This window comes from Roseibium sp. Sym1 (genome assembly GCF_027359675.1).
Taxonomy (GTDB): domain Bacteria; phylum Pseudomonadota; class Alphaproteobacteria; order Rhizobiales; family Stappiaceae; genus Roseibium.
Genome location: NZ_CP114786.1, coordinates 2367317 through 2387500 on the forward strand (window position 1 = coordinate 2367317; position 20184 = coordinate 2387500).

A 20184-nucleotide genomic window follows, 5' to 3' on the forward strand; every position below is an offset into this window, starting at 1 on the left:
TTCCTTGGCGACACGTGGCAGTCGGCTCCGCAAGAATCTGTCAGAATTGATTAGTATTGGTAGGTGGAATCCGTGTCCCACCTATCTGTAATTATGCCGATGTTTGCCGTCGTGGGCACAAACGACGCAACATTGGGAGCATGACAAGACATGGTACAGGCGATACGAGACAACCGCGCGCGCATCGCCGCGAGCACGAGCGCCTGCCCGCTCCGCCGCCCGAAGACCGCGCCCCTGGCGGCCTTCCTCCTGCTGACCACCGCGCTTGTGCCTTCGACGGTCTTTGCCGGCGATGACCTGCCGGCCGGTGGCGCGTTCGTGCATGGCGACGGCACGATCCTCCTGAACGGAACCCGCATGGATATCCGCCAGGCGACGGCCGCGGGTATCATCACCTGGGACGGATTTTCCGTCGGTTCGGGCAAGCGGGTCCATTTCGACAATGGTAATGGGGCGACGCTGAACCGGGTGACAGGCAATGTTCCGTCCACCATCGACGGCAGCCTGACGGCCTCCGGCAGCGTATTCCTTGTCAACCCGGCCGGCGTCGCAGTGGGCAGCGGCGGACTTGTGTCGACCGGAGGCTCCTTCGTCGCCTCGACGCAGGATGTCTCCAACGCCGATTTCCTGGATGGCGGTGGCATGACCTTTTCCGGCACAAGTGCTGCCGGGATCGTCAATGCCGGCACGATCCGGTCCGCGCAGGGCGATATCGCGCTGATTGCGCGGCGGGTGGAAAACACCGGCCGCCTGGAGGCGCCGAACGGCACCGCCGCCCTTGCTGCAGGCTATGAAGTCCTGATGAAGGACAAGGCCGATGCCGACGGTTTGCTGTCCGTATCGATCGGTGGGGCCGACACCGAAGCGGTCAACTCCGGCACGATCGAAGCGGCCAATGCGGAGATCCGTGCCAATGGCGGCAATGTCTATGCGTTGGCGGGCAATACGGAGAATGTGATCAAGGCGACCGGCGTCAGTTCGTCCGGCGGGCGGATCTTCCTGACGGCAGGCAACACCGGCAAGGTGCGCGTCACGGGCAGGGCCAAGGCGCGCAAGGTAGCTGAAAACGTGCCGGTTCCCGGTGCCAAGCCGGCAAGCGAGGGCGGCACCATCACCGTCACGGGCGGTGAGATCACCATTGCCGGAACACTCGACGCCTCCGCCGAAAGCGATGGCGTCAAGGGCGGCGAGATCATGATCTTCGCCGAGGACACGGCAACGGTGTCCGGCTCGCTGAGCGCGCGGGGCGGGACGGGCGGCGAAGGCGGGTTTGTCGAAACCTCCGGCAAAAAGTCCGTCGATTTCACCGGCGTGAGGGTCGATACGTCCGCGGAAGGCGGGACCACGGGCGAGTGGCTGATCGATCCGGAGGACATTATCGTCGATGCGGCCGGGGCGGCGACCATCGCAAGCAATCTCGGCAGTTCCAACGTCACGCTGCGGACCACCGCGACGACGGCGAGCGGTCCCGTTGCCGGAACACCCGGCGGTGACGGTGACATTGCCATCGACAGCGGCATCACCTGGACGAGCACAAACACGCTGACGCTGAATGCCTATAACGACATCGCGATCAACGCGGCGATCGACGGTCAGAACGGCGGACTGACGCTGCTGGCCTACGGCAACAGCGGTGCGGATAATGTCGGCACGATCTCAACAGGCGCGGGCGGCGCCGTGGATGTCGACAGTTTTACGCTGACCACAGGCGTCTGGGACCAGGTCGGCGCCAGTCTGCCATCGTTTGCCGCGAACAGCTTGAACATTGGTGGTTACCGCACCTTCATCCGTGCGCTGGGTGGCGATGGCACCTACCTCGATCCTTATCAGCTCTTCGATGTTTATGGCCTTCAAGGGATCTCGTATGAGGACCGGCGCGTCAGCAGCGGTTCCAGCGACACCGGCCTTTATTATGAGCTCGCCAACGATATCGACGCGTCCGTCACATCGTCCTGGAATGGCGGAGCTGGCCTTAAACCTGTTTTATTGCAAGGAAGCCTGGACGGTAAGGGACACACGATTGACGGGCTCTATATCAACCGGCCCTCCGAAAGCAATGTCGCTCTCATAAGCGTCTGGTACGACAATTATTTCACCTCCGGAAGAGACCTGGAGATCAAGGACCTCTCACTCACCAACGCGTCTGTCACCGGCAGCAACCAGACAGCCATCCTGGTCGGCGACACCGGTGGCGGGAGCTACCACGGCAAAAACATGTCGAATGTCACTGTCAGTGGCACGGTTGTGACAAAGTACTGGGGCGGAGGTGTCGTTGCCCGGTATCACGGCAACATCAACCGATCGACAATGACCAACGTGCATGCAGATGTTTCCGTTACGGAGACGGGTGGAGGCAGTGCCGCTGGCGGTCTGGTCGGGATCATGAATGAAGGCCTGACGATCTCGAATTCCAGCTCGACCGGCACAATAAATGGAGGGCGGGTCGGCGGTCTGGTCGGAACCACCGACGACTTTGGCAACAGGATCGAAAACTCCTATTCCACGGCGACCGTCATCGCGTCCGGCAGTTCCCGGGTGGCCGGGGGACTGGTCGCTGACACGGAAGACCTCACGATCTCGAACTCCTATTTCGCCGGACAGGTGCTCGGCACGAGTGATGCTTCCGCGGGCGGTCTTGTAGGCGAGGCCGACCGAAACACGACCATTGAAAATTCCTTTGTCACAGGTCTCGTGGAGGCCGAAGGGAATGCAGGGGCACTCATTGCCGAAATCAGAGACAGCAGCGTTACCATCACCGACTCGGCCTGGGACACGGACACGACCGGACAGAGCGACGCGATCGGTTACACGCCCTCCTTCTATACCCCGACCGTCACCAACACGGGCGGTCTCACCACGTCGGACATGCAGGGCACGCTGACCCAGGGCGGTTTCACCCTGGACAGCTCGACCTGGGGCACCGGCGACGGCCTCTATCCCTATTTCAATTGGGAGTATTCCTCCACACCCGAAGCAATTACCGGCACCGTCTACAGCGACGCCGGCACGACCGCCCAGTCCGGTGCCATTGTCAGCGCGCTCTCCGGAGGCAACCTGATCGGCAGCGCGGCAAGCGGGGCGAACGGCTATTATTACATTCTGACGTCCGCAGGCTCGCTCGATCCCGCCGGTGTCCTGTCCTATCTGGACGGCGAAAGCACCAAGGCGGCGACCTTCAGCGACACGGTGTCCGCGAGAGGCGTTACCGGTGCCGATATCCATGGCAGCACGCTCAGGATCGGGACCACGCAAGGCAGCCTCTCCGATACCTTGATTGGCCTGACCACGGCACGCGGCGCCTACAGCGACACGGATCTCGACTTTTTCTCGGCCGGTCCCTCGCTTTCGACCACAAGCGGCCAGGACCTGACAATTGATGCGTCCATGGCCTATGCGGTCGACCGGGACCTTGCCTCCGGTGGCGGTCTGGCCATTTCCAGTTCCGGTGCGCTGACGCTGGACGGTGGTGCCTCCTGGGCGGACGGCGAAGCCTTCAGCCTGACCGCAGGTGGCGACATTGCGCTCAACAGCGCGATCGATGCCGCGAACGGAACGCTGAATCTCTCCTCGACAGGCACAATCACGACCGGAGCGGCCGGCAGCGTCAACGTTGACAGTTTCATTCTGACCTCTGGAGACTGGAGCCAGGTTGGCAGCACCCTGCCGGGTTTTTACGCCGGTGATTTTGCCGTCGCCAGCGGCCAGTTCCTTCGCGCGCTCGGCGGCGACGGATCGTCCGGCTCGCCCTACCGGATCACCGATGTCTACGGCCTTCAGGGTATCGGGTCGAGCAGCCTTGTCGGTCAGTCCTTCCTTCTCGCCAGCGACATTGACGCGTCCGGCACAGCCGACTGGAATTCCGGAGAAGGATTCGACCCGATCGGCACCTACGGATCCGAATTCACCGGCAGTCTCGACGGCCAGGGCTATGTGATCAGCGGCCTGACGATTAATCGCGGATCCGAATATTACGTCGGCCTGTTCGGCGAAACGAACGGTGGCGCATCGATTTCCGATCTTGTCATGACCGGCGGCAGCGTTACCGGAGGCGGATCTGTCGGAGCGCTGGTCGGCGCGGGTGATGTTGCCATTGAAAATGTGCACGTGTCGACGGACGTCATCGGGTCGTATTCCACCGTTGGCGGACTGGTGGGCAACTTCTATGCGGGATCGATCACCGGCTCGTCGGCGCGCGGCACTGTAACGGGCGTTGGTCCCGTGGACGCCGTCGGCGGACTGGCCGGCAGCACGTTCAACACATCAACGATCGACTCATCCTACGCGACCGGCAAAGTAACGGTCGGAGGCGGGCTCAATCAGAATTTCAATGCAGGCGGCCTTGTCGGCGAAAGCCTGGGCAGCATCACAAACTCCTTCGCGACCGGCGATGTCGTGACCAGCGGCAACGCCGCCGGAGGTCTTGTCGGTTACAACGAGGGCTCGATTGCGGACGCCTATGCAACGGGTTCCGTATCGTCGGCGGCATATGCAGGTGGCCTGATCGGCACACAGGCCGGCACGGTCACGCATGCCTACGCGACGGGAACTGCCACCGCCGGTGACGGCAACCAGGGCGGTGTTACCGGTCTCGTGGCGTCGGGTGGCGGCGCCGGTTTCGACGGCGTCATCTGGGACAAACAGGCATCGGGCCTGACGAATGCCTACGGCTTCTCCTTTGATGCCACCGTGTCGGGACTGACGGGTGTTACCACCAGCCAGATCAAGCAGCTCGACACATACGTGACTGCCGGTTTCAGCATCGACGATGAAGGCGGCACGGCGAACACCTGGCGGATCTACGAGGGACACACTGCGCCGCTGCTGCGTGGGTTCCTGACGGCAGTCTCGGTCACGGGCGACAACAAGACCAAGACCTATGACGGCACCGTCTATTCGGGCGGGTTCACCTATGCCATGTCCGACAGCGGCGCCGCTCTTCTCGGAGCATTCGGAGGGGGCGATGCCGCCACCGCGACCGCCGTCGGCAGCTACGCGATCGGCAGTGAGTTCTATTCCGACCAGTTCGGCTACGACATCGCCTACACGCCGGGCACGCTGACGATCACGGAAACCGTTGCCGACACGTCAGACACTCCCGACAGTCCGGATCCGTCGCTCCAGGTACTCGAACGCAACCGGCTTGCGGGTCCGGAGGCGCTCGAACTGGATCCGGACGGATCGGATGTCTGCGAACCGGGCGTCATCGGCGGCGAGGACAGCGTGCATCCCTGCAACAGCAGCTTTGGCACGTGGTTGAGCGTGGCGGCCGAATAGACATGATCCTGTTTCGTAAACTTCCAATCGCCGTGTTGCTGGCTGCCGTCCTGCTCATACCGGCCGGTGCCGCAGCCCAGCAGGCCCTGGAACGAAACCTGCCGCAACCGGCGCCCGGGGAGCCGGTCTCGCTTGAGGTGGACGAACAGGATTACGGCAAGGCCGACACCACGCCGCTCGGTGTCGATGTCACCGGGATCTACCTGATCGGACAGGGGGACGAGGTTGCCGCACAGGCCGCCGAGGGGATCGGCGGCCCCGCATCGGCTGTCGCGCCGGACGCCTTGCGCACGGCGCTGTCGCCCTATATCGGCAGGCCGTTGTCGCTGGCGCTTGCCGGCGAGGTCCAGTCGACGATTGCGCGGGTCTACCGCAACGCGGGCTATCCCTTTGTTTCCGTGACGCTGCCACCGCAGGAAATCACCGGTGGGGTCCTGCAGGTCAGGATCATCGAGTTCCGCTCCGGCAAGGTCGATGTCCGGGGCGTGTCGCCGGAGGAGGCCGAGCGGATCCGGGCCCGGCTCAGGGTCAGCCCGGGTGCGCGTATCGATGCGCGCGCGCTGGAGGAGGATCTCGGCTGGCTCAACCGGTCGCCCTACCGGCGCTCCGATGGCGTGTTCCGTCCCGGCGAGGAAGCCGCGCTCAGCGATCTGCAGATCACCATTGACAGGGGCAGGCCCTGGCAGGCCTTTGCCGGCTGGTCCAACTCCGGATCGCCGGACACGGGCCGGGACCGCTACTTTCTGGGCGGCAATGTCCGGCTGCCGTTGCCGGGCGGGCCCTGGATCTCCTACCAGGCAACCTCGAGTGACGACATCTGGAGCGACCCGGGTGTCGTGATTCCGCGACGGGGTGAGTATCCGTCCTACATATCCCATGCCGGCCGCATCACCCTCCCGACGTTTGCCCGGCAAAGCCTGGAAATTGCCCCGGCGGTCGTGGCAACACGCCAGACGCCCAACCGCTTTTTCGCCTTCGAGAACACGACCTATGAACTGCCGATTATCTACCGCTCGGCCGTGTCCAATCTGGTGCCGGGTCATTATTGGGGCGACCTTTATGGCGGGCTCGAATTCAAGAGGTTGGAACGGGTCACTTTCTTCAACGGTCTCGAGGTCGCGGACGGCGCAGCGGATCTGCTCCAGCTCGTTCTTGGCTGGAGCGATACATTTGACGACCCCTATGGCCGGACCGCCATTGATCTCAGGGTGAAAGCCAATCCCGGAGGTGTGTTGCAGGGCAACGCGGCGACCACCTGGCAGACCTTTTCGAACGGGCGAGTCCAGTCGGTCGAATATGCCTATCTGGCCGCAGACATCAGCCGCGCGACCTCTCTGCCGGCCCGGTTTGCATGGATCAGCAGCGTCTCGGGAACGCTGACCGGCCAGGTGCTGCCCGACACCGAGCGGATCTCGCTGGGTGGGCGCTACGCCGTACGCGGCTACAACTACGATGATGCCAGCGTCGACAGCGGGGTGATCTGGCGCAACGAGCTGCGACTGCCGGTCCTGTCGCCGATTTCAGAGCAGCTGGCCGGGAAATGGCCGGCGCGGTTTGCCGACAGCGCGTCGCTCTACGGGTTCGCCGATATCGGCTTCGGCATCGATCATGCCACCGACAAGAGCGCGACCCTCGGCGGTGTCGGTGCCGGGCTCGATTATTCCCTGGGCGATCACTTCTCGGCGAACTTCATCGCCGGCGTCGCCTTGCGCGACAGCGGAGAGACCCAGGCTGGGGACTGGAATTTTCAGGCTTCCATCACCGCCCGGTTCTGAAGCGACCGGCCAAGGGTGTGCCGGGGCCGGTTGTTGCTTCCGGTGGACGTGCCGTTACGTCATCCGGCCCCTTCACCTGCGTCGTCGGCAAGGATGATTTCCGCTTGGCTTGCCGAGCGGATGTCAGGCCGGTTTGAGGTGTTTGAGCAACGAGGCCTTGGCGCCCTGGATATGCTCCCGGGTCAGCTTCGACGCGAGGTCGGCGTCCCTGTTTTCACAAGCTTCCAGGATGCCGAAATGCTCGCGGCCGGCGCGTTCCATGCCGTTGGACATGACCAGCTGGGCCCGGATCTGGCGCTCGACGCGGTCGATGGCGTTGTCGGCGATCTCCTGGAAGAACTTCAGCTCGCTGGCGCTGTAGAGCGTCTCATGAAAATCACGATTGAGGTCGCCATAGGCCATCGGGTCCGTGGCGGAGGAGAAGGCGGCGCATTTTTCGCGGGCTTCCGCCAGAAGCTCCTTTGACATGCGCGGTACCGCATCGCGGATGATTTCCGGCTCGATCAGGGCGCGGAGATCGAATATCTCGGCGGTTTCCTTGGGCGACAGGCCGGCGACGACCGCCCCCTTGTAACGCTGGGTCTTGACCAGTCCCTGTTCCTGAAGCCGGGAGATCGCCTCGCGCACCGGGATGCGGCTGGTGTTGAACAGGCGGGCGATTTCATCCTGGCGCAGCGGCTCGCCCTCTTCGAGCTGCCCCTCGATAATGGCCTTCCGCAGCGCGTCGAAGACGATCGACGACGCCGATGCGGTCGCGGAAATATCCATCGATTTCAGTTTCATGAAGCCAGGTCTCCGTGCGTCCACCTTGTACGAGATGGCGGTGCCGCTTTGAAGCGAAAATCATTTTGAATATTTTATATTGAATATTGGATCCAATTTAGTTTATCAATCTCCGGCCGGACGAAATTCCGGGGCAGAGGACGCCCCGGCGCCAGGTGCGGTCCGGAACCGGCGGCAGGATCGCCGGAAGACGGATCAACGAATGAAGGTCGGGGGCGGGGGAAGCCTTGCGACCAAAAATCTTCGAGAAGAAAGAGGGGAAATCATGTTCAGGAAATTCATGGCGGCCGCAGCGCTGTCTCTCGCCGCCGCCTTGCCGGCACAGGCCGACACGCTTGACGATGTTGTCGACCGCGGCCAGCTCAAGTGCGGCGTCGTGCTCGACTTCCCGCCGATCGGCTACCGGGACGAGAATAACGAACCGGCCGGCTTCGACGTTGAATATTGCAACGACCTCGCCGCGGCGCTCGAGGTTGAGCCGGTAATCTATCCGGTGACCTGGGCCGAGCGCCTGCCCATGATCGTCACCGGCCGTGCCGACGTGGTGTTCGGTGCGACATCCGACAGCCTTGCCCGTGCGCGCACGGTTGGTTTCACCATTCCTTATGCGATCTATTACGCACAGGGCGTGGTCAATGCCGACAGCGGTATCGAGAGCTTCGAGGACATTCGCGGCAAGCGCGTCGCGGCCGCCATCGGTACCGTGCCGGAACAGGAATGGCTGAAGATCGCCGCTGAATGGGGCGAAGAGCATCTCTACCAGGGCTACCAGTCCGAGAACGAGGTGTTCCTGGCCGTCTCCCAGGGCAAGGCCGATATCGGCATCACCACGAACACGGCGGTCAAGCCGATCACCGAGCAGTATGAGACGGTCGAGGCCGGCCCGCGCATGCCCTGGACCACTGACTACACTTCCGTCGTCGGCAAGCGCGAGGACGTGACCTGGCTGAACTTCCTCAATCTCTTCGTTACGCACCAGGTGCGTTCCGGCCGTTACGAAGAGCTCTGGGGCAAGTATGTCGGCGGCGAGGCTCCGGAGCTGCGCATCCCGGGCGTGATGTACTGAGGCGATTGCCCGAAACGCGCCGGTCGAAGCAAGGCAATGTTTCGATCCAGACGAGACGCGATGCGTCTCGTTACCTCTCCCGGTGGGAGAGGTCGGCGCAAAGCGCCGGGTGAGGGGACAGGACTTTCCATTTTCTCAAGTCTGGCCCCTCACCCCGCCCCTCTCCCCCAAGGGAGAGGGAGTTTGGCCATCCCGGTTGATAGGCGTTCTGTCCCAAGCGGGTGGGATAGCCGGAGCAAAAGCTAGAAAATGTTCGACTATAATTTCCATTGGCGGCCGGTGATGAAAAGCCTGCCGGACCTTCTGGAGGCGGGGCTGCTGACACTTCAGGTGGCGTCGCTGGCCATGGTCATCGGTATCGTCATCGGGCTCGCGCTGGCGCTGATCCGCCTGAAGCTGAAAGGGCCGCTCTACTGGCTGGCCACCAGCTGGGTGGAGCTGGCGCGCAACACGCCGGCGCTGTTCCAGCTGTTCTTCTTCGGCTTCGGCCTTGGCGCCTTCGGCCTGCACCTGTCGCCGTTCGCCATCGTGCTGGCGGGTCTCAGCTTCAACTGCGCCGGCTACCTGGCGGAGAATTTCCGCGGCGGCTTCCAGGCCGTGCCGGACACGCAGCTCAGAGCCGCACGCTCGCTCGGCATGACCTCCTGGCAGGCCTATACGCGCATCATCATCCCGCAGGTGTTCAGGATCGTCTACCATCCGGTCACCAACCAGATGGTCTGGGCCGTGCTGATGTCCTCGCTCGGCATGCTGGTCGGCTTCCGCGAACTGTCCGGCGAGACACAATTCTTCGCCAGCCGCACCTTCCGCATCTTCGAGTATTTCGCCGTCACCGCGATCATCTACTACTTGATCGTCAAGATCATTCTCGGCGCCTCCCGGCTGCTCGCCATGCGCCTGTTCAAATACTGAGGGAGGCGAGACATGAACCAATCGATCAGCTTCTTTTCCGGCTTCAACATCAACGATCTGTGGTTCCTGGGCGAGGCGGCGCTGCGCACGCTGTGGATTTCGGTCGTGTCGATCACCATCGGTACCGTGCTCGGAGGCATCTTCGGCTGGATGCTCCATGAAGGCCGGCTCTGGGCCACGCTGACCCTGGCGCCGGTGCTCGACGTCTTCCGCTCCGTCCCGCTGATCATCCAACTGGTGCTGTTCTATAATTTCGCGCCGATCGTCGGGCTGGACCTGGCTCCGTTCGGATCCGGCACCGTGATCCTGACGATCTACACCGCGGCGCTGGTCGCCAATGTCGCCCGCGGCGGCATCGAGGCGGTCGGGAAGCCGATGCGCCGGGCCGCCCGCTCCCTTGGGATGAGCTACTGGCAGGACATGCGTTACGTGGTGCTGCCCATCGGCGGGCGGGCGGTGTTTCCGGCCTGGGTCGGCGTGGCGCTCGGCGTCATGAAGGACAGCGCACTGGTCTCCGTGCTCGGCTATGTCGAACTGCTGAAGGCCAGCCAGATCCTGATCACAAGGACGCAGGAACCCTTCCTGATCCTGTCAATCGCCGGCGCGTTCTATTTCGCGCTGTCCTTCCCGATCTCGCGCTATGCCGCACAACTGGAAAAAAGGTGGGCCCAATGATCGAGATTAGCGGCCTTGAAAAATATTTCGGCACCCTGCAGGTGCTGAAAGGCATCGACCTCACGGTCGAGAAAGGCGAGGTGCTGTCCGTCATCGGCGCGTCCGGCTCCGGAAAGTCGACGCTGCTCTACTGCATCAACGGCCTGGAGCCGATCCAGAAAGGATCGGTCATGGTCGACGGTACCGATGTGCATGCCAAGGGAACCGACATCAACAGGCTGCGCCAGAAACTCGGCATGGTGTTCCAGCAGTGGAACAGCTTTCCGCATCTGACCGCGCTGGAAAACGTTGCCCTGGCGCCGCGCATCGTCAAGGGCAAGTCCAGGGCCGAGGCGAAGGAAATTGCCGAAAGGCAGTTGAAACATGTCGGCCTGGAAGACAAGCTGAACGTCTTTCCGAATGCCTTGTCGGGCGGTCAGCAGCAACGGCTTGCCATTGCCCGCGCGCTCGCCATGGAACCGACCTACATGCTGTTCGACGAGGCGACCTCTGCGCTCGATCCGGAGCTGGTCGGCGAAGTGCTCGACACGATGCGGCTCCTGGCAGAGGAAGGCATGACCATGATCTGCGTCACCCACGAAATGGGCTTTGCCCGGGACGTGTCCGACCGGGTCGCCTTCTTCCACAAGGGGGTGATGGAAGAGATCGGTCCGCCGGCGCAGATCTTCGGTCAGGCGGAATCCGAGAACACCCGCAAATTTCTTGCTAACGTGCGCTGACCCGGCGCCAAATCAGTCCGTCAGGCCTCAAGGTCCCGTGCCCGGTGCATGGAACCATTCGCGGCAGGCCTGACCTTCAAGGAGCAAACTATGACGTCCAACATCTTTTCCGGCACGATGCCCGCCCTGATGACCCCGTGCAAGGCCGACCGCTCGCCGGATTACGACGCGCTGGTGAAGAAGGGCCAGGAGCTGATCGCCGCCGGAATGTCCGCCGTCGTCTATTGCGGATCGATGGGCGACTGGCCGCTGCTGACGGATGCCGAGCGCATGGAAGGCGTCGAACGCCTCGTGAAAGCCGGCGTGCCTGTGGTCGTCGGCACGGGCGCGGTCAACAGCAAGTCCGCCGCTGCCCATGCGGCGCATGCGCAGAAGGTCGGCGCGCACGGGCTGATGGTGATCCCGCGCGTGTTGTCGCGCGGCAGTTCGGTAACCGCGCAGCGTCATCATTTCAGTGCCATCCTCAAGGCCGCGTCGAGCCTGCCGGCGGTGATCTACAACAGCCCCTATTACGGTTTCGCCACCCGCGCCGATCTTTTCTTCGACCTGCGGGCGGAGTTCCCCAACCTGATCGGTTTCAAGGAATTCGGCGGCTTCGATGACCTGCGCTACGCGGCGGAGAACATCACCTCGCAGGACGATCAGGTCACGCTGATGGTCGGCGTCGACACCGCCGTCTATCACGGGTTCCTCAATTGCGGCGCCACCGGGGCCATCACCGGCATCGGCAATGCCCTGCCGAAGGAAGTGCTGCACCTGGTGACCCTGTGCAAGAAAGCCGCCGAAGGCCATGCCGAAGCCCGCAAGCGGGCGCAGGAACTGGAAGAGGCACTCGGCGTCCTCTCCAGCTTCGACGAGGGCCCGGACCTGGTGCTTTACTACAAGCACCTGTTGGTGCTGAACGGCGAGGACGAGTACCGCCTGCATTTCAACGAGACCGACGTGCTCACCGATGCGCAGCGCAACTATGTCGAGGCGCAGTACAAGCTGTTCAGGGCCTGGTACGCGGACTGGTGCGCACAGGGAGGCGTGATCACCGAATGCGCGTAATCGACAGCCATACGGCGGGCGAACCGACCCGCGTCGTTCTGGACGGCGGTCCCGATCTCGGGTCGGGCAGTCTCGCGACACGGGCGGCGCGGCTGGAGGCGGAGCATCTCGATTTCTGCGCCTCCGTGGTGCTGGAACCGCGCGGTCACGATGCCATCATCGGCGCGCTTCTGGTGCCGCCGGACGATCCCGCCTGTGCGGCCGGAGTGATCTACTTCAACAACCTGCAAAACCTCGGCATGTGCGGTCACGCCACCATCGGTCTTGGCGTCACGCTGGCGCATCTGGGACAGATCGGACCGGGCAAGCACCGGCTTGACACGCCGGTGGGCCAGGTCGGCATCGACCTGATCGACGCCAACACCGTGTCGGTGGTCAATGTGGAAAGCTACCGGCTGGCGAAGGATGTCACCGTCGATGTCGACGGCGTCGGTCCGGTCACCGGGGATGTTGCCTGGGGCGGCAACTGGTTCTTTCTCGTCAAGGACAGTCCGATCGCGTTGACGGGCGCCAATATCCGGCCGCTGACCGACCTGACCCTGAAGATCCGGGCCGGGCTGGAAAAGGCCGGCGTGACCGGCAGGGACGGCGCGTGGATCGATCACATCGAACTGTTCGGTCCGCCCCAAAGCGCGCAGGCCGACAGCCGCAACTTCGTGCTCTGCCCGGGCGGCGCCTATGACCGCTCGCCCTGTGGCACGGGCTGTTCGGCCAAGCTTGCCTGCCTCGCGGCGGACGGACTGCTGGCACCGGGCGAGGCCTATCTGCAGGAAAGCGTCATCGGCAGCACCTACCGGATCAGCTACCGGCCGGGCGAAAGGGGCGGGGTGATCCCGACGGTCGCCGGCCAGGCCTTCGTCACGTCCGATGCCAACCTGATTTTCAATCCCGCGGATCCCTACCGCTCCGGGATCCGTCTTTAACACCGGATATTTGTCATGGATTACAGGAATTTTGTCGGCGGCCAGTGGGTCGAGACGAGTGACAGCGTCGCCAATATCAACCCGTCGGACATCAGCGACATTGTCGGCCATGCGGCCAGGGGCGATGCGGTGCAGCTCGATCAGGCCATTGACGCGGCGCACGCGGCGGCAAGCGGCTGGGCAGCGTCCACGCCGCAGCAGCGTTTCGACGTTCTGGATCTTGTCGGCACCGAAATCCTGGCGCGCAAGGAAGAACTCGGTCGTCTTCTGTCGCGCGAGGAAGGCAAGACCCTGCCGGAAGGCATTGGCGAAGCCGCGCGCGCCGGCCAGATCTTCAAGTTCTTTGCCGGCGAAGCCCTGCGGCTCGCGGGCGACAAGCTGGCCTCCGTGCGCCCGGGCATCGATGTCGAGGTGACACGATCGCCGGTCGGGGTGATCGGCCTGATCACACCGTGGAATTTCCCGATCGCGATCCCGGCCTGGAAGGTCGCACCGGCGCTCTGTTACGGCAATGCGGTTGTTCTGAAGCCGGCCGAGCTGGTGCCGGGCTGCGCCCATGCGCTGGTCGAGATCCTGTCCCGCTCCGGTGTGCCGGACGGCGTGGTCAACCTGGTGATGGGCCGCGGCTCCGAGATCGGTCCGCGCCTGGTCGAGAATTCAAAGGTCAACGCGATCTCCTTCACCGGGTCCGTCCCGACCGGGCGCGGCATCGCGGCCGCCTGCGGCCAGCACCTGAAAAAGGTCCAGCTGGAGATGGGCGGCAAGAACCCGATGGTGGTTCTCGACGATGCCGATCTCGACGTGGCCGTCGCGGCCTGCCTCAACGGCGCGTTCTTCTCCACCGGCCAGCGCTGTACCGCCAGTTCCCGCCTCGTGGTGAGCGAAGGCATTCACGACCGCTTCGTCGCCGCGCTTGCAGACGCCATGAAGGCCATGAAGGTCGGCAATGCGTTGGAAGACGGTATCCAGATGGGGCCGGTGGTCGACGACCGCCAGCTGCAGCAGAACCTGTCCTATGTCGACATTGCTGCGAAAGAAGGCGGCACAGTCCAGGGCGGCGAACGGCTGAACAGGCAAACGGAAGGCTTCTACATGGCCCCGGCCCTGGTGACGGAGACCGACAATGCCATGCGCATCAACACTGAAGAAGTGTTCGGCCCGGTTGCTTCCGTGATCCGCGTGAAGGATTACGACGAGGCGCTGGCCGTTGCCAACGACACGGAATTCGGCCTGAGCGCGGGCATCTGCACCACCAGCCTGAAACATGCGAGCCATTTCAAGGAGAATGCCCAGGCGGGCATGGTGATGGTCAATCTGCCGACGGCGGGTGTCGACTATCACGTGCCTTTCGGCGGCACCAAGGGCTCCAGCTTCGGTTCGCGCGAGCAGGGGCGTTACGCGGCCGAGTTCTACACCACCGTCAAGACCGCCTACACGCTTCCCTGAGGCAATCTCGCCTGCGGAGAACGGCGCTCCGCAGGCCCTTTCCGGGTTGAATTTTCATGACGGACACAGTGGTTCACGACATCATTGTCATCGGCGGCGGGGTCATCGGCCTCGGGTCGGCGCTTGCCCTGCAGAAGGCCGGATACAAGGTGCTGGTGCTGGACCGGCCGTCTGAGACACGCAAGGCATCGGAAATGAATGCCGGGGCCTTCGCCTTCACCGACATCGTGCCGCTGGCAACGCCGGGAATCATGCGCCGGGCGCCGAAATGGCTGCTCGATCCGCTCGGTCCGCTGTCGATCCCGCCCGCCTATGCGCTGAAGGTCGCGCCGTGGATGCTGCGCTTCTGGCGTGCCAGCTGGCCGGACCGGTATCAGGCGTCGCTCACCGCACAGGCGTCCCTGATGCAGCACTCGCAGGCGGCGCTCGAGCGGCAGGTGCAGGATGTCGGCAGCGCCGACCTGTTGCAGCGGGAAGGTCAGCTGCAGCTTTATGAAGGAAAACGTGAGTATCAGGCCAGCTTGGCCAGCTGGGACCTGCGCCGCGAGCACGGCATCCGCTTCGACCTCCTGGAAAGTCCGGAAGCGATCGCCGACATCCAGCCGGGGCTTGATCCGCGGTTCACTCACGCGGCTTATACACCCGACTGGGTCAATACGGTGGATCCGGCGCGCTGGCTTGACCATCTGGCCACGACCTTTGAAACGCGCGGCGGTCAACGGGTCGCGGCCGAAGCCGTCAGGCTGGTTCCGAGGGAGCGTGACGTCGAGATCGTGACCGCTTCAGAGAGTAGTTGCCTTGCCAGGCGTGTGGTGGTCGCGGCGGGTGCCTGGTCGCATCACCTGGCGCGGGGTCTCGGTGACAGGATCCCGCTGGAAACCGAGCGCGGCTACAACACGACCCTGCCGGAGGGCGCCTTCGAGCTCAGAACCCACCTGACCTTCTCCGGTCACGGCTTCGTGGTCACCAAGATCAATGGCGGTGTCCGGGTCGGCGGCGCGGTGGAACTCGGCGGGCTGAAGCTGCCGCCGGACTACCGGCGCGCCGACATCCTTTTGAACAAGGCAAAGGATTTCCTGCCCGAGCTGAAGACAGGGGGCGGCACAAAATGGATGGGCTTCCGCCCGTCCATGCCGGACAGCCTGCCGGTGATCGACCGGTCTCCGAGCGACCGGCGCATCGTCTACGCCTTCGGCCACGGTCATCTGGGCCTGACCCAGTCCGCAGGCACCGCCGAACTGGTGGCCGGTCTTGCCGGTGAAGGCACCACCCCCATCGACACATCGGCCTTTTCAGCGCGCCGCTTTTAACGGAGGAAACTCATGAAAATCTCGGCCATCAATGTCTACCAGGTCGACCTTCCCCTGAAGGAGGGGCGCTACAGCTGGTCGAACGGCAATTTCGTCGAGGTGTTCGACAGCACCGTGGTGGAAATCGCGACCGACGAGGGCCTGAAAGGCTATGCCGAATGCTGTCCGCTCGGCTCCGCCTACCTGCCGAGCTACGCGCTCGGCGTGCGCTCCGGGCTGCAGGAACTGGCGCCGCACCTGATCGGACAGGACCCGCTCAATATCGGTGAGGTCAACCGGGTGATGGACGCTGCCCTGCGCGGTCACCCTTACGCCAAGGCGCCGATCGACATCGCCTGCTGGGATCTTCTCGGCAAGGCGACCGGGCAGCCGGTCTACACGCTGCTGGGCGGGGCCGCCCAGGACGACGTGGTGCTCTACCGGGCGATCAGCCAGGAAGACCCGGAGGTGATGGCGAAGAAGATCGAGGGCTATGCGGCGGAAGGCTACACCAAGTTCCAGCTCAAGGTCGGCGGTGACGCCAATGACGATATCGAGCGGATCCACGCCACCCGCTCGGTTCTGAAACCCTCGGATCTGCTTGTGGCCGATGCCAATACCGGCTGGACCCGGCACGAGGCGGCACGCGTGGTCGGGGCCGTGTCGTCACTCGATGTCTATGTCGAGCAGCCCTGCCTCACCTACGAGGAGAGCGTTTCCATCCGCCGGCGCACGGCGCTTCCCTTCGTGCTCGACGAGGTGATCGACGGGCCGAATACGCTGGTGCGCGGCATTGCCGAGGACGCGATGGATTGCATCAACCTGAAGATCTCCAAGGTCGGCGGGCTGACAAAGGCCAAATTGATGCGCGATCTGTGCGTTGCCCATGGCCTGCCGATGACCATCGAGGACACCTGGGGCGGCGACATCACCACGGCGGCGATCGCCCATCTCGCCCGCTCGACACCGCCGGAATTCACTTTCTCGGCGACGGACTTCAACAGCTATGGCACGGTCGACATCGCCGAAGGCGCGCCCAAACGCGTCAATGGCCGGATGACCGCCGCGAACCGGCCGGGTCTCGGTATTACGCCGATCTTCGATGCCCTGGGCGAGCCGGTCGCCCGCTACTCCTGAGGTCCGCCATGCGCAGCAGCAAGACGATCCACGTGATTTCCTGCCATGCGGAAGGCGAAGTCGGCGATGTCATCGTCGGCGGCGTCGCACCGCCGCCGGGCGACACGCTCTGGGAGCAGCGCAGCTTCATCGCCAGGGACGAGACCCTTCGCAATTTCGTGCTCAACGAACCGCGCGGTGGCGTCTTCCGGCATGTCAACCTGCTGGTGCCGCCGAAGCACCCGGAGGCGGATGCCGCCTTCATCATCATGGAGCCCGAGGACACGCCGCCCATGTCCGGCTCGAATTCCATCTGCGTCTCCACGGTGCTGCTTGACGGCGGCATCGTGCCGATGAAAGAGCCGGTCACCGAATTGGTGCTGGAGGCACCGGGTGGTCTGGTGCGCGTGCGGGCGGAGTGCCGCGATGGCAAGGCGGAGCGGATCTTCGTGCAGAATGTGCCGAGCTTTGCCGGCAAACTGTCCGTACCGCTTGAGGTCGAGGGGCTCGGCACCCTGAGCGTCGACACGGCCTATGGCGGCGACAGTTTTGTGGTGGTCGATGCGGCCGCGCTCGGTTTCGCCATCACGGAGAACGAGGCCAAGGACCTTGCCCGGCTCGGCGTGAAGATCACCAACGCGGCCAATGAGCAGCTCGGCTTTTCCCATCCGGAAAATCCGGACTGGGACCACATCTCCTTCTGCGCATTCTGTGGTCCCTTGTCGAAAACGGAAACCGGGCTTACGGGAAAGTCGGCCGTCGCGATCCAGCCCGGCAAGGTCGACCGCTCCCCGACCGGGACTGCCGTTTCCGCGCGCATGGCGCTGATGGCGGCGAAGGGCCAGATGATGGTGGGAGACACGTTCGAGGCGGTGTCGATCATCGGGTCGACCTTCACCGGACGGATCGTGGCCGAACAGACGGTCGGCGGTCTTCAGGGCATTGTGCCCGAGATTTCCGGTCGCGGCTGGGTCACCGGCATTCACCAGCACATGCTGGATCCGAGCGACCCCTGGCCGACGGGATACCGGCTCAGCGACACCTGGGGCGCGTAGACCCGCGCCTTCGCTGCCCTGGCGGTCGGCAATAGATAGAAGACAACGAATATTTATGGAAGCCCTTCGAAACATGACAGGAATCGAAAGGAAAAATTACCAGTTTCAGAAAGTTACGTATTGTCGTCGAAGTGAAAATTCATTCTATTGGTTGAAATGGAGCGGCTGGTTGCCGCAATGCATTTGAGCCGGCAGAGGAACGGTCCGGGTATGCCTGGGAACTATTCTGGTTCCGTTTCGTTCACGCTGCGTAAATTGATAGATTTGAGCCAATGGAACAAATGAAACGGCTGTTGGATCGCGGTGTCTGCCTGATTGGCTGTGGTTTTATGGGACAGGCGCTGCTGCGAAGCTGGATGGCGGACGGCGTTCCCGCCGAAACCTTTTTTGTTCGCGATCCGAGACCTTCCGCCTGGCTGACCGGCCAGACGGGCGTGCACATCAATGAACCGTTCCCCGAAGGCCCAGGCGCGATCGTGATCGCAACCCGTCCGCCCGACGTGGATGAAGTGCTGCCGACGCTCAAGGCCTATGGCGGCGGAGAGACGCTGATCCTTTCGATTGCCGCCAGCAAACCGATTTCGCTGTTTGAGGAAAACTTTCCGGACGGCACGCCGGTGATCCGGGCCATGCCCAACCTGCCGGCGACGGTCGGGGCCGCGATCACCGCCTATGTCGCCAACAAGCATCTGCGCGAGGAGCAGAAGGAGTTGTTCATCCGGCTGATGTCCTGTGTCGGCTCTCTCGTCGAGATGCCGCAGGAAGATCTGCTGCCGATCGTTACTGCGCTGTCCGGCGCCGGGCCGGCCTATGTCTTCGCCATGGCGGAGGCCTTTGCCGCCGCGGGTCTTGAACTCGGCTTGCCGGAGGATCTTGCGCACGAGCTGGCGATCAGGACGGTTGCCGGTGCCGGCCGCATGCTGGCGCAGCCGAATGCCGACGCGACAGGGTTCCGCGTTGCGGTCACCTCCAAGGGGGGGACGACGGAAGCCGGCATGCTGGAATTCATGGCGGACGAAAACGGCATCCAGGATCTGGTCAAGCGCACTGTCGAGGCCGCCGCCATCCGCTGTGGCGAACTCTCCGGCCTGCAACAGCGACCGGCTTCGAGCGAGTTTCGTGTGGTCAGGGACTGAGCGATCCCCGGCCGGAAGGACGCGCGGATTTTCAAAAGCACATGGGAGGTCCCTTGTGACGATGTTCCGCGGTCACACCGGACCAGGCGGTCCACGGCACGCCTCGCCTGTTTTGCTTGACGGCGGCGCGGCCGGGGTGACATGCCTTTGCGGTGTCATTCGTTAATCACTGCGCCGGATTTCCCATGTCGTCACCATTGCAATCATCGTCTCTCTCCACGGCTTCAAGCGAGCAGGGGGATCTCGTCGAGGACAGCCGGGACACGATCCTGATCGAAGGATTGTTGCTGCCGGCCGAAATCGGCGTGCTCGACAGCGAAAAGGGGCGCCGGCAATCGGTGTGCTTCGATGTCGAGATCCGGACGGTTGCCGGCTATCGCAGGATCGTGCGCGAGACCGGCCAATTTGTTTCCTATGCCGATGCCGTCGAATTCATCCAGGAAAAGGCCGCCTCCGGCGGACATGTCGACCTGGTCGAGGACTGGGCCGAAGCGGTCGCGGCCTTCGTGCTCACCAATCCGCTGGCCGACCAGGTCATGGTCAAGGTGACCAAGCCCGACATTTTCGAGGACGCCGCCGGTGTCGGCATTCGTATCGTTCGCAAGCGGGCCTGACTTGCCGGTCTGCCCTTCCCGCCTATTTGCCCGGAAGCTGTCCGGCAGCGCCCGCCGAATTCCAAGGAGCCTTTTCATAAATGATTTCCGCAGACCGCCTGCTGCCTCTCTGGCTCAAGTACCGCGATGCGCTCGAGACGCCGATCCGGACCTTTTCGTTTGAAAAGTTCAACCGGACCTTCGAGGACCGCACCTACCAGATGGGAGTTCTGAACCTGTCGCCGGACAGCACCTACCGGGAAACCGTCTGCCACACATTCGAGGCTGCGCTCTATCGTGGCCGGCGGATGACGCTGGAAGGTGCGGCCATGGTCGATATCGGTGCGGAATCGACCGGCGACACTGCGGACC

At 63.4% G+C, this 20184-nt stretch carries 16 protein-coding genes (1 of these 16 running past the window's edge); 15 read left to right on the forward strand and 1 reads right to left on the reverse strand.

All coding sequences use genetic code 11. The annotated features are described in order from the left end of the window. Positions 1-150 precede the first annotated feature (150 nt). Together O6760_RS10790 and O6760_RS10795 are read left to right on the forward strand one after the other, a co-directional pair. Positions 151-5274: a beta strand repeat-containing protein gene (locus O6760_RS10790; RefSeq protein ID WP_269585376.1), complete on the forward strand. Its 5124-nt coding sequence runs from the start codon at positions 151-153 to the stop codon at positions 5272-5274. Between the two features lie 2 nt (positions 5275-5276). After that, entirely contained in the window at positions 5277-7049 is a 1773-nt protein-coding gene (locus tag O6760_RS10795; RefSeq protein ID WP_269585377.1) for a ShlB/FhaC/HecB family hemolysin secretion/activation protein, read from the forward strand. Between the two features lie 123 nt (positions 7050-7172). On the opposite strand, the gene O6760_RS10800 is transcribed toward O6760_RS10795, so the two are convergent. Beyond that, a complete protein-coding gene (locus O6760_RS10800; protein ID WP_269585378.1) occupies positions 7173-7832 on the reverse strand; it encodes a GntR family transcriptional regulator in 660 nt (219 codons plus the stop codon). A gap of 265 nt (positions 7833-8097) precedes the next feature. On the opposite strand from O6760_RS10800, the gene O6760_RS10805 reads away from it, so the two are divergent. The 13 genes from O6760_RS10805 to O6760_RS10865 form a co-directional block, all read left to right on the forward strand. Further along, positions 8098-8898 (forward strand): transporter substrate-binding domain-containing protein, encoded by an 801-nt coding sequence (locus O6760_RS10805; protein WP_269585379.1) that lies wholly within the window; start codon positions 8098-8100, stop codon positions 8896-8898. A 249-nt stretch (positions 8899-9147) separates the two neighbouring features. Then, positions 9148-9810: an amino acid ABC transporter permease gene (locus O6760_RS10810; RefSeq protein WP_269585380.1), complete on the forward strand. Its 663-nt coding sequence runs from the start codon at positions 9148-9150 to the stop codon at positions 9808-9810. Positions 9811-9822: 12 nt separating this feature from the next. Continuing rightward, positions 9823-10485, forward strand: coding sequence for an amino acid ABC transporter permease (locus tag O6760_RS10815; protein WP_269585381.1), 663 nt, complete (start codon positions 9823-9825; stop codon positions 10483-10485). Then, on the forward strand, positions 10482-11204 hold the full coding sequence (locus tag O6760_RS10820) for an amino acid ABC transporter ATP-binding protein (RefSeq protein WP_269585382.1): 723 nt from the start codon (positions 10482-10484) through the stop codon (positions 11202-11204). The genes O6760_RS10815 and O6760_RS10820 overlap by 4 nt, the downstream gene beginning before the upstream one ends. A 90-nt stretch (positions 11205-11294) precedes the next feature. Continuing rightward, on the forward strand, positions 11295-12254 hold the full coding sequence (locus O6760_RS10825) for a dihydrodipicolinate synthase family protein (RefSeq protein ID WP_269585383.1): 960 nt from the start codon (positions 11295-11297) through the stop codon (positions 12252-12254). After that, on the forward strand, positions 12245-13177 hold the full coding sequence (locus tag O6760_RS10830) for a 4-hydroxyproline epimerase (protein WP_269585384.1): 933 nt from the start codon (positions 12245-12247) through the stop codon (positions 13175-13177). Before O6760_RS10825 ends, O6760_RS10830 begins: the two co-directional genes overlap by 10 nt. A gap of 15 nt (positions 13178-13192) precedes the next feature. After that, positions 13193-14623 (forward strand): aldehyde dehydrogenase family protein, encoded by a 1431-nt coding sequence (locus O6760_RS10835; RefSeq protein ID WP_269585385.1) that lies wholly within the window; start codon positions 13193-13195, stop codon positions 14621-14623. Between the two features lie 56 nt (positions 14624-14679). Then, positions 14680-15933 (forward strand): NAD(P)/FAD-dependent oxidoreductase, encoded by a 1254-nt coding sequence (locus tag O6760_RS10840; RefSeq protein ID WP_269585386.1) that lies wholly within the window; start codon positions 14680-14682, stop codon positions 15931-15933. A 12-nt stretch (positions 15934-15945) separates the two neighbouring features. After that, entirely contained in the window at positions 15946-17049 is a 1104-nt protein-coding gene (locus O6760_RS10845) for a cis-3-hydroxy-L-proline dehydratase (protein WP_269585387.1), read from the forward strand. A gap of 8 nt (positions 17050-17057) precedes the next feature. Continuing rightward, positions 17058-18083 (forward strand): trans-3-hydroxy-L-proline dehydratase, encoded by a 1026-nt coding sequence (locus O6760_RS10850; RefSeq protein ID WP_269585388.1) that lies wholly within the window; start codon positions 17058-17060, stop codon positions 18081-18083. A 281-nt stretch (positions 18084-18364) separates the two neighbouring features. Continuing rightward, the gene (locus O6760_RS10855; RefSeq protein ID WP_269585389.1) at positions 18365-19219 is read left to right on the forward strand and encodes a pyrroline-5-carboxylate reductase family protein; all 855 of its coding nucleotides are present in this window, start codon (positions 18365-18367) and stop codon (positions 19217-19219) included. A gap of 185 nt (positions 19220-19404) precedes the next feature. Then, positions 19405-19833, forward strand: a complete 429-nt coding sequence (locus O6760_RS10860; RefSeq protein WP_269585390.1) for a dihydroneopterin aldolase — start codon at positions 19405-19407, stop codon at positions 19831-19833. An 80-nt stretch (positions 19834-19913) separates the two neighbouring features. Then, positions 19914-20184, forward strand: the 5' portion of a protein-coding gene (locus tag O6760_RS10865) for a dihydropteroate synthase (RefSeq protein WP_269585391.1). The gene runs 614 nt beyond the window's last position; 271 of the gene's 885 nt are visible here — the first part of the coding sequence; the start codon lies at positions 19914-19916; the stop codon falls past the right edge of the window.

Coding starts and splice junctions, on each gene's coding strand:
- O6760_RS10820 (WP_269585382.1), top strand. CDS start 10,482: ATGATCGAGATTAGCGGCCTTGAAAAATATTTCGGCACCCTGCAGGTG.
- O6760_RS10810 (WP_269585380.1), top strand. CDS start 9,148: ATGTTCGACTATAATTTCCATTGGCGGCCGGTGATGAAAAGCCTGCCG.
- O6760_RS10825 (WP_269585383.1), top strand. CDS start 11,295: ATGACGTCCAACATCTTTTCCGGCACGATGCCCGCCCTGATGACCCCG.
- O6760_RS10805 (WP_269585379.1), top strand. CDS start 8,098: ATGTTCAGGAAATTCATGGCGGCCGCAGCGCTGTCTCTCGCCGCCGCC.
- O6760_RS10860 (WP_269585390.1), top strand. CDS start 19,405: ATGTCGTCACCATTGCAATCATCGTCTCTCTCCACGGCTTCAAGCGAG.
- O6760_RS10845 (WP_269585387.1), top strand. CDS start 15,946: ATGAAAATCTCGGCCATCAATGTCTACCAGGTCGACCTTCCCCTGAAG.
- O6760_RS10835 (WP_269585385.1), top strand. CDS start 13,193: ATGGATTACAGGAATTTTGTCGGCGGCCAGTGGGTCGAGACGAGTGAC.
- O6760_RS10855 (WP_269585389.1), top strand. CDS start 18,365: ATGAAACGGCTGTTGGATCGCGGTGTCTGCCTGATTGGCTGTGGTTTT.
- O6760_RS10850 (WP_269585388.1), top strand. CDS start 17,058: ATGCGCAGCAGCAAGACGATCCACGTGATTTCCTGCCATGCGGAAGGC.
- O6760_RS10800 (WP_269585378.1), bottom strand. CDS start 7,832: ATGAAACTGAAATCGATGGATATTTCCGCGACCGCATCGGCGTCGTCG.
- O6760_RS10840 (WP_269585386.1), top strand. CDS start 14,680: ATGACGGACACAGTGGTTCACGACATCATTGTCATCGGCGGCGGGGTC.
- O6760_RS10795 (WP_269585377.1), top strand. CDS start 5,277: ATGATCCTGTTTCGTAAACTTCCAATCGCCGTGTTGCTGGCTGCCGTC.
- O6760_RS10815 (WP_269585381.1), top strand. CDS start 9,823: ATGAACCAATCGATCAGCTTCTTTTCCGGCTTCAACATCAACGATCTG.
- O6760_RS10830 (WP_269585384.1), top strand. CDS start 12,245: ATGCGCGTAATCGACAGCCATACGGCGGGCGAACCGACCCGCGTCGTT.
- O6760_RS10790 (WP_269585376.1), top strand. CDS start 151: ATGGTACAGGCGATACGAGACAACCGCGCGCGCATCGCCGCGAGCACG.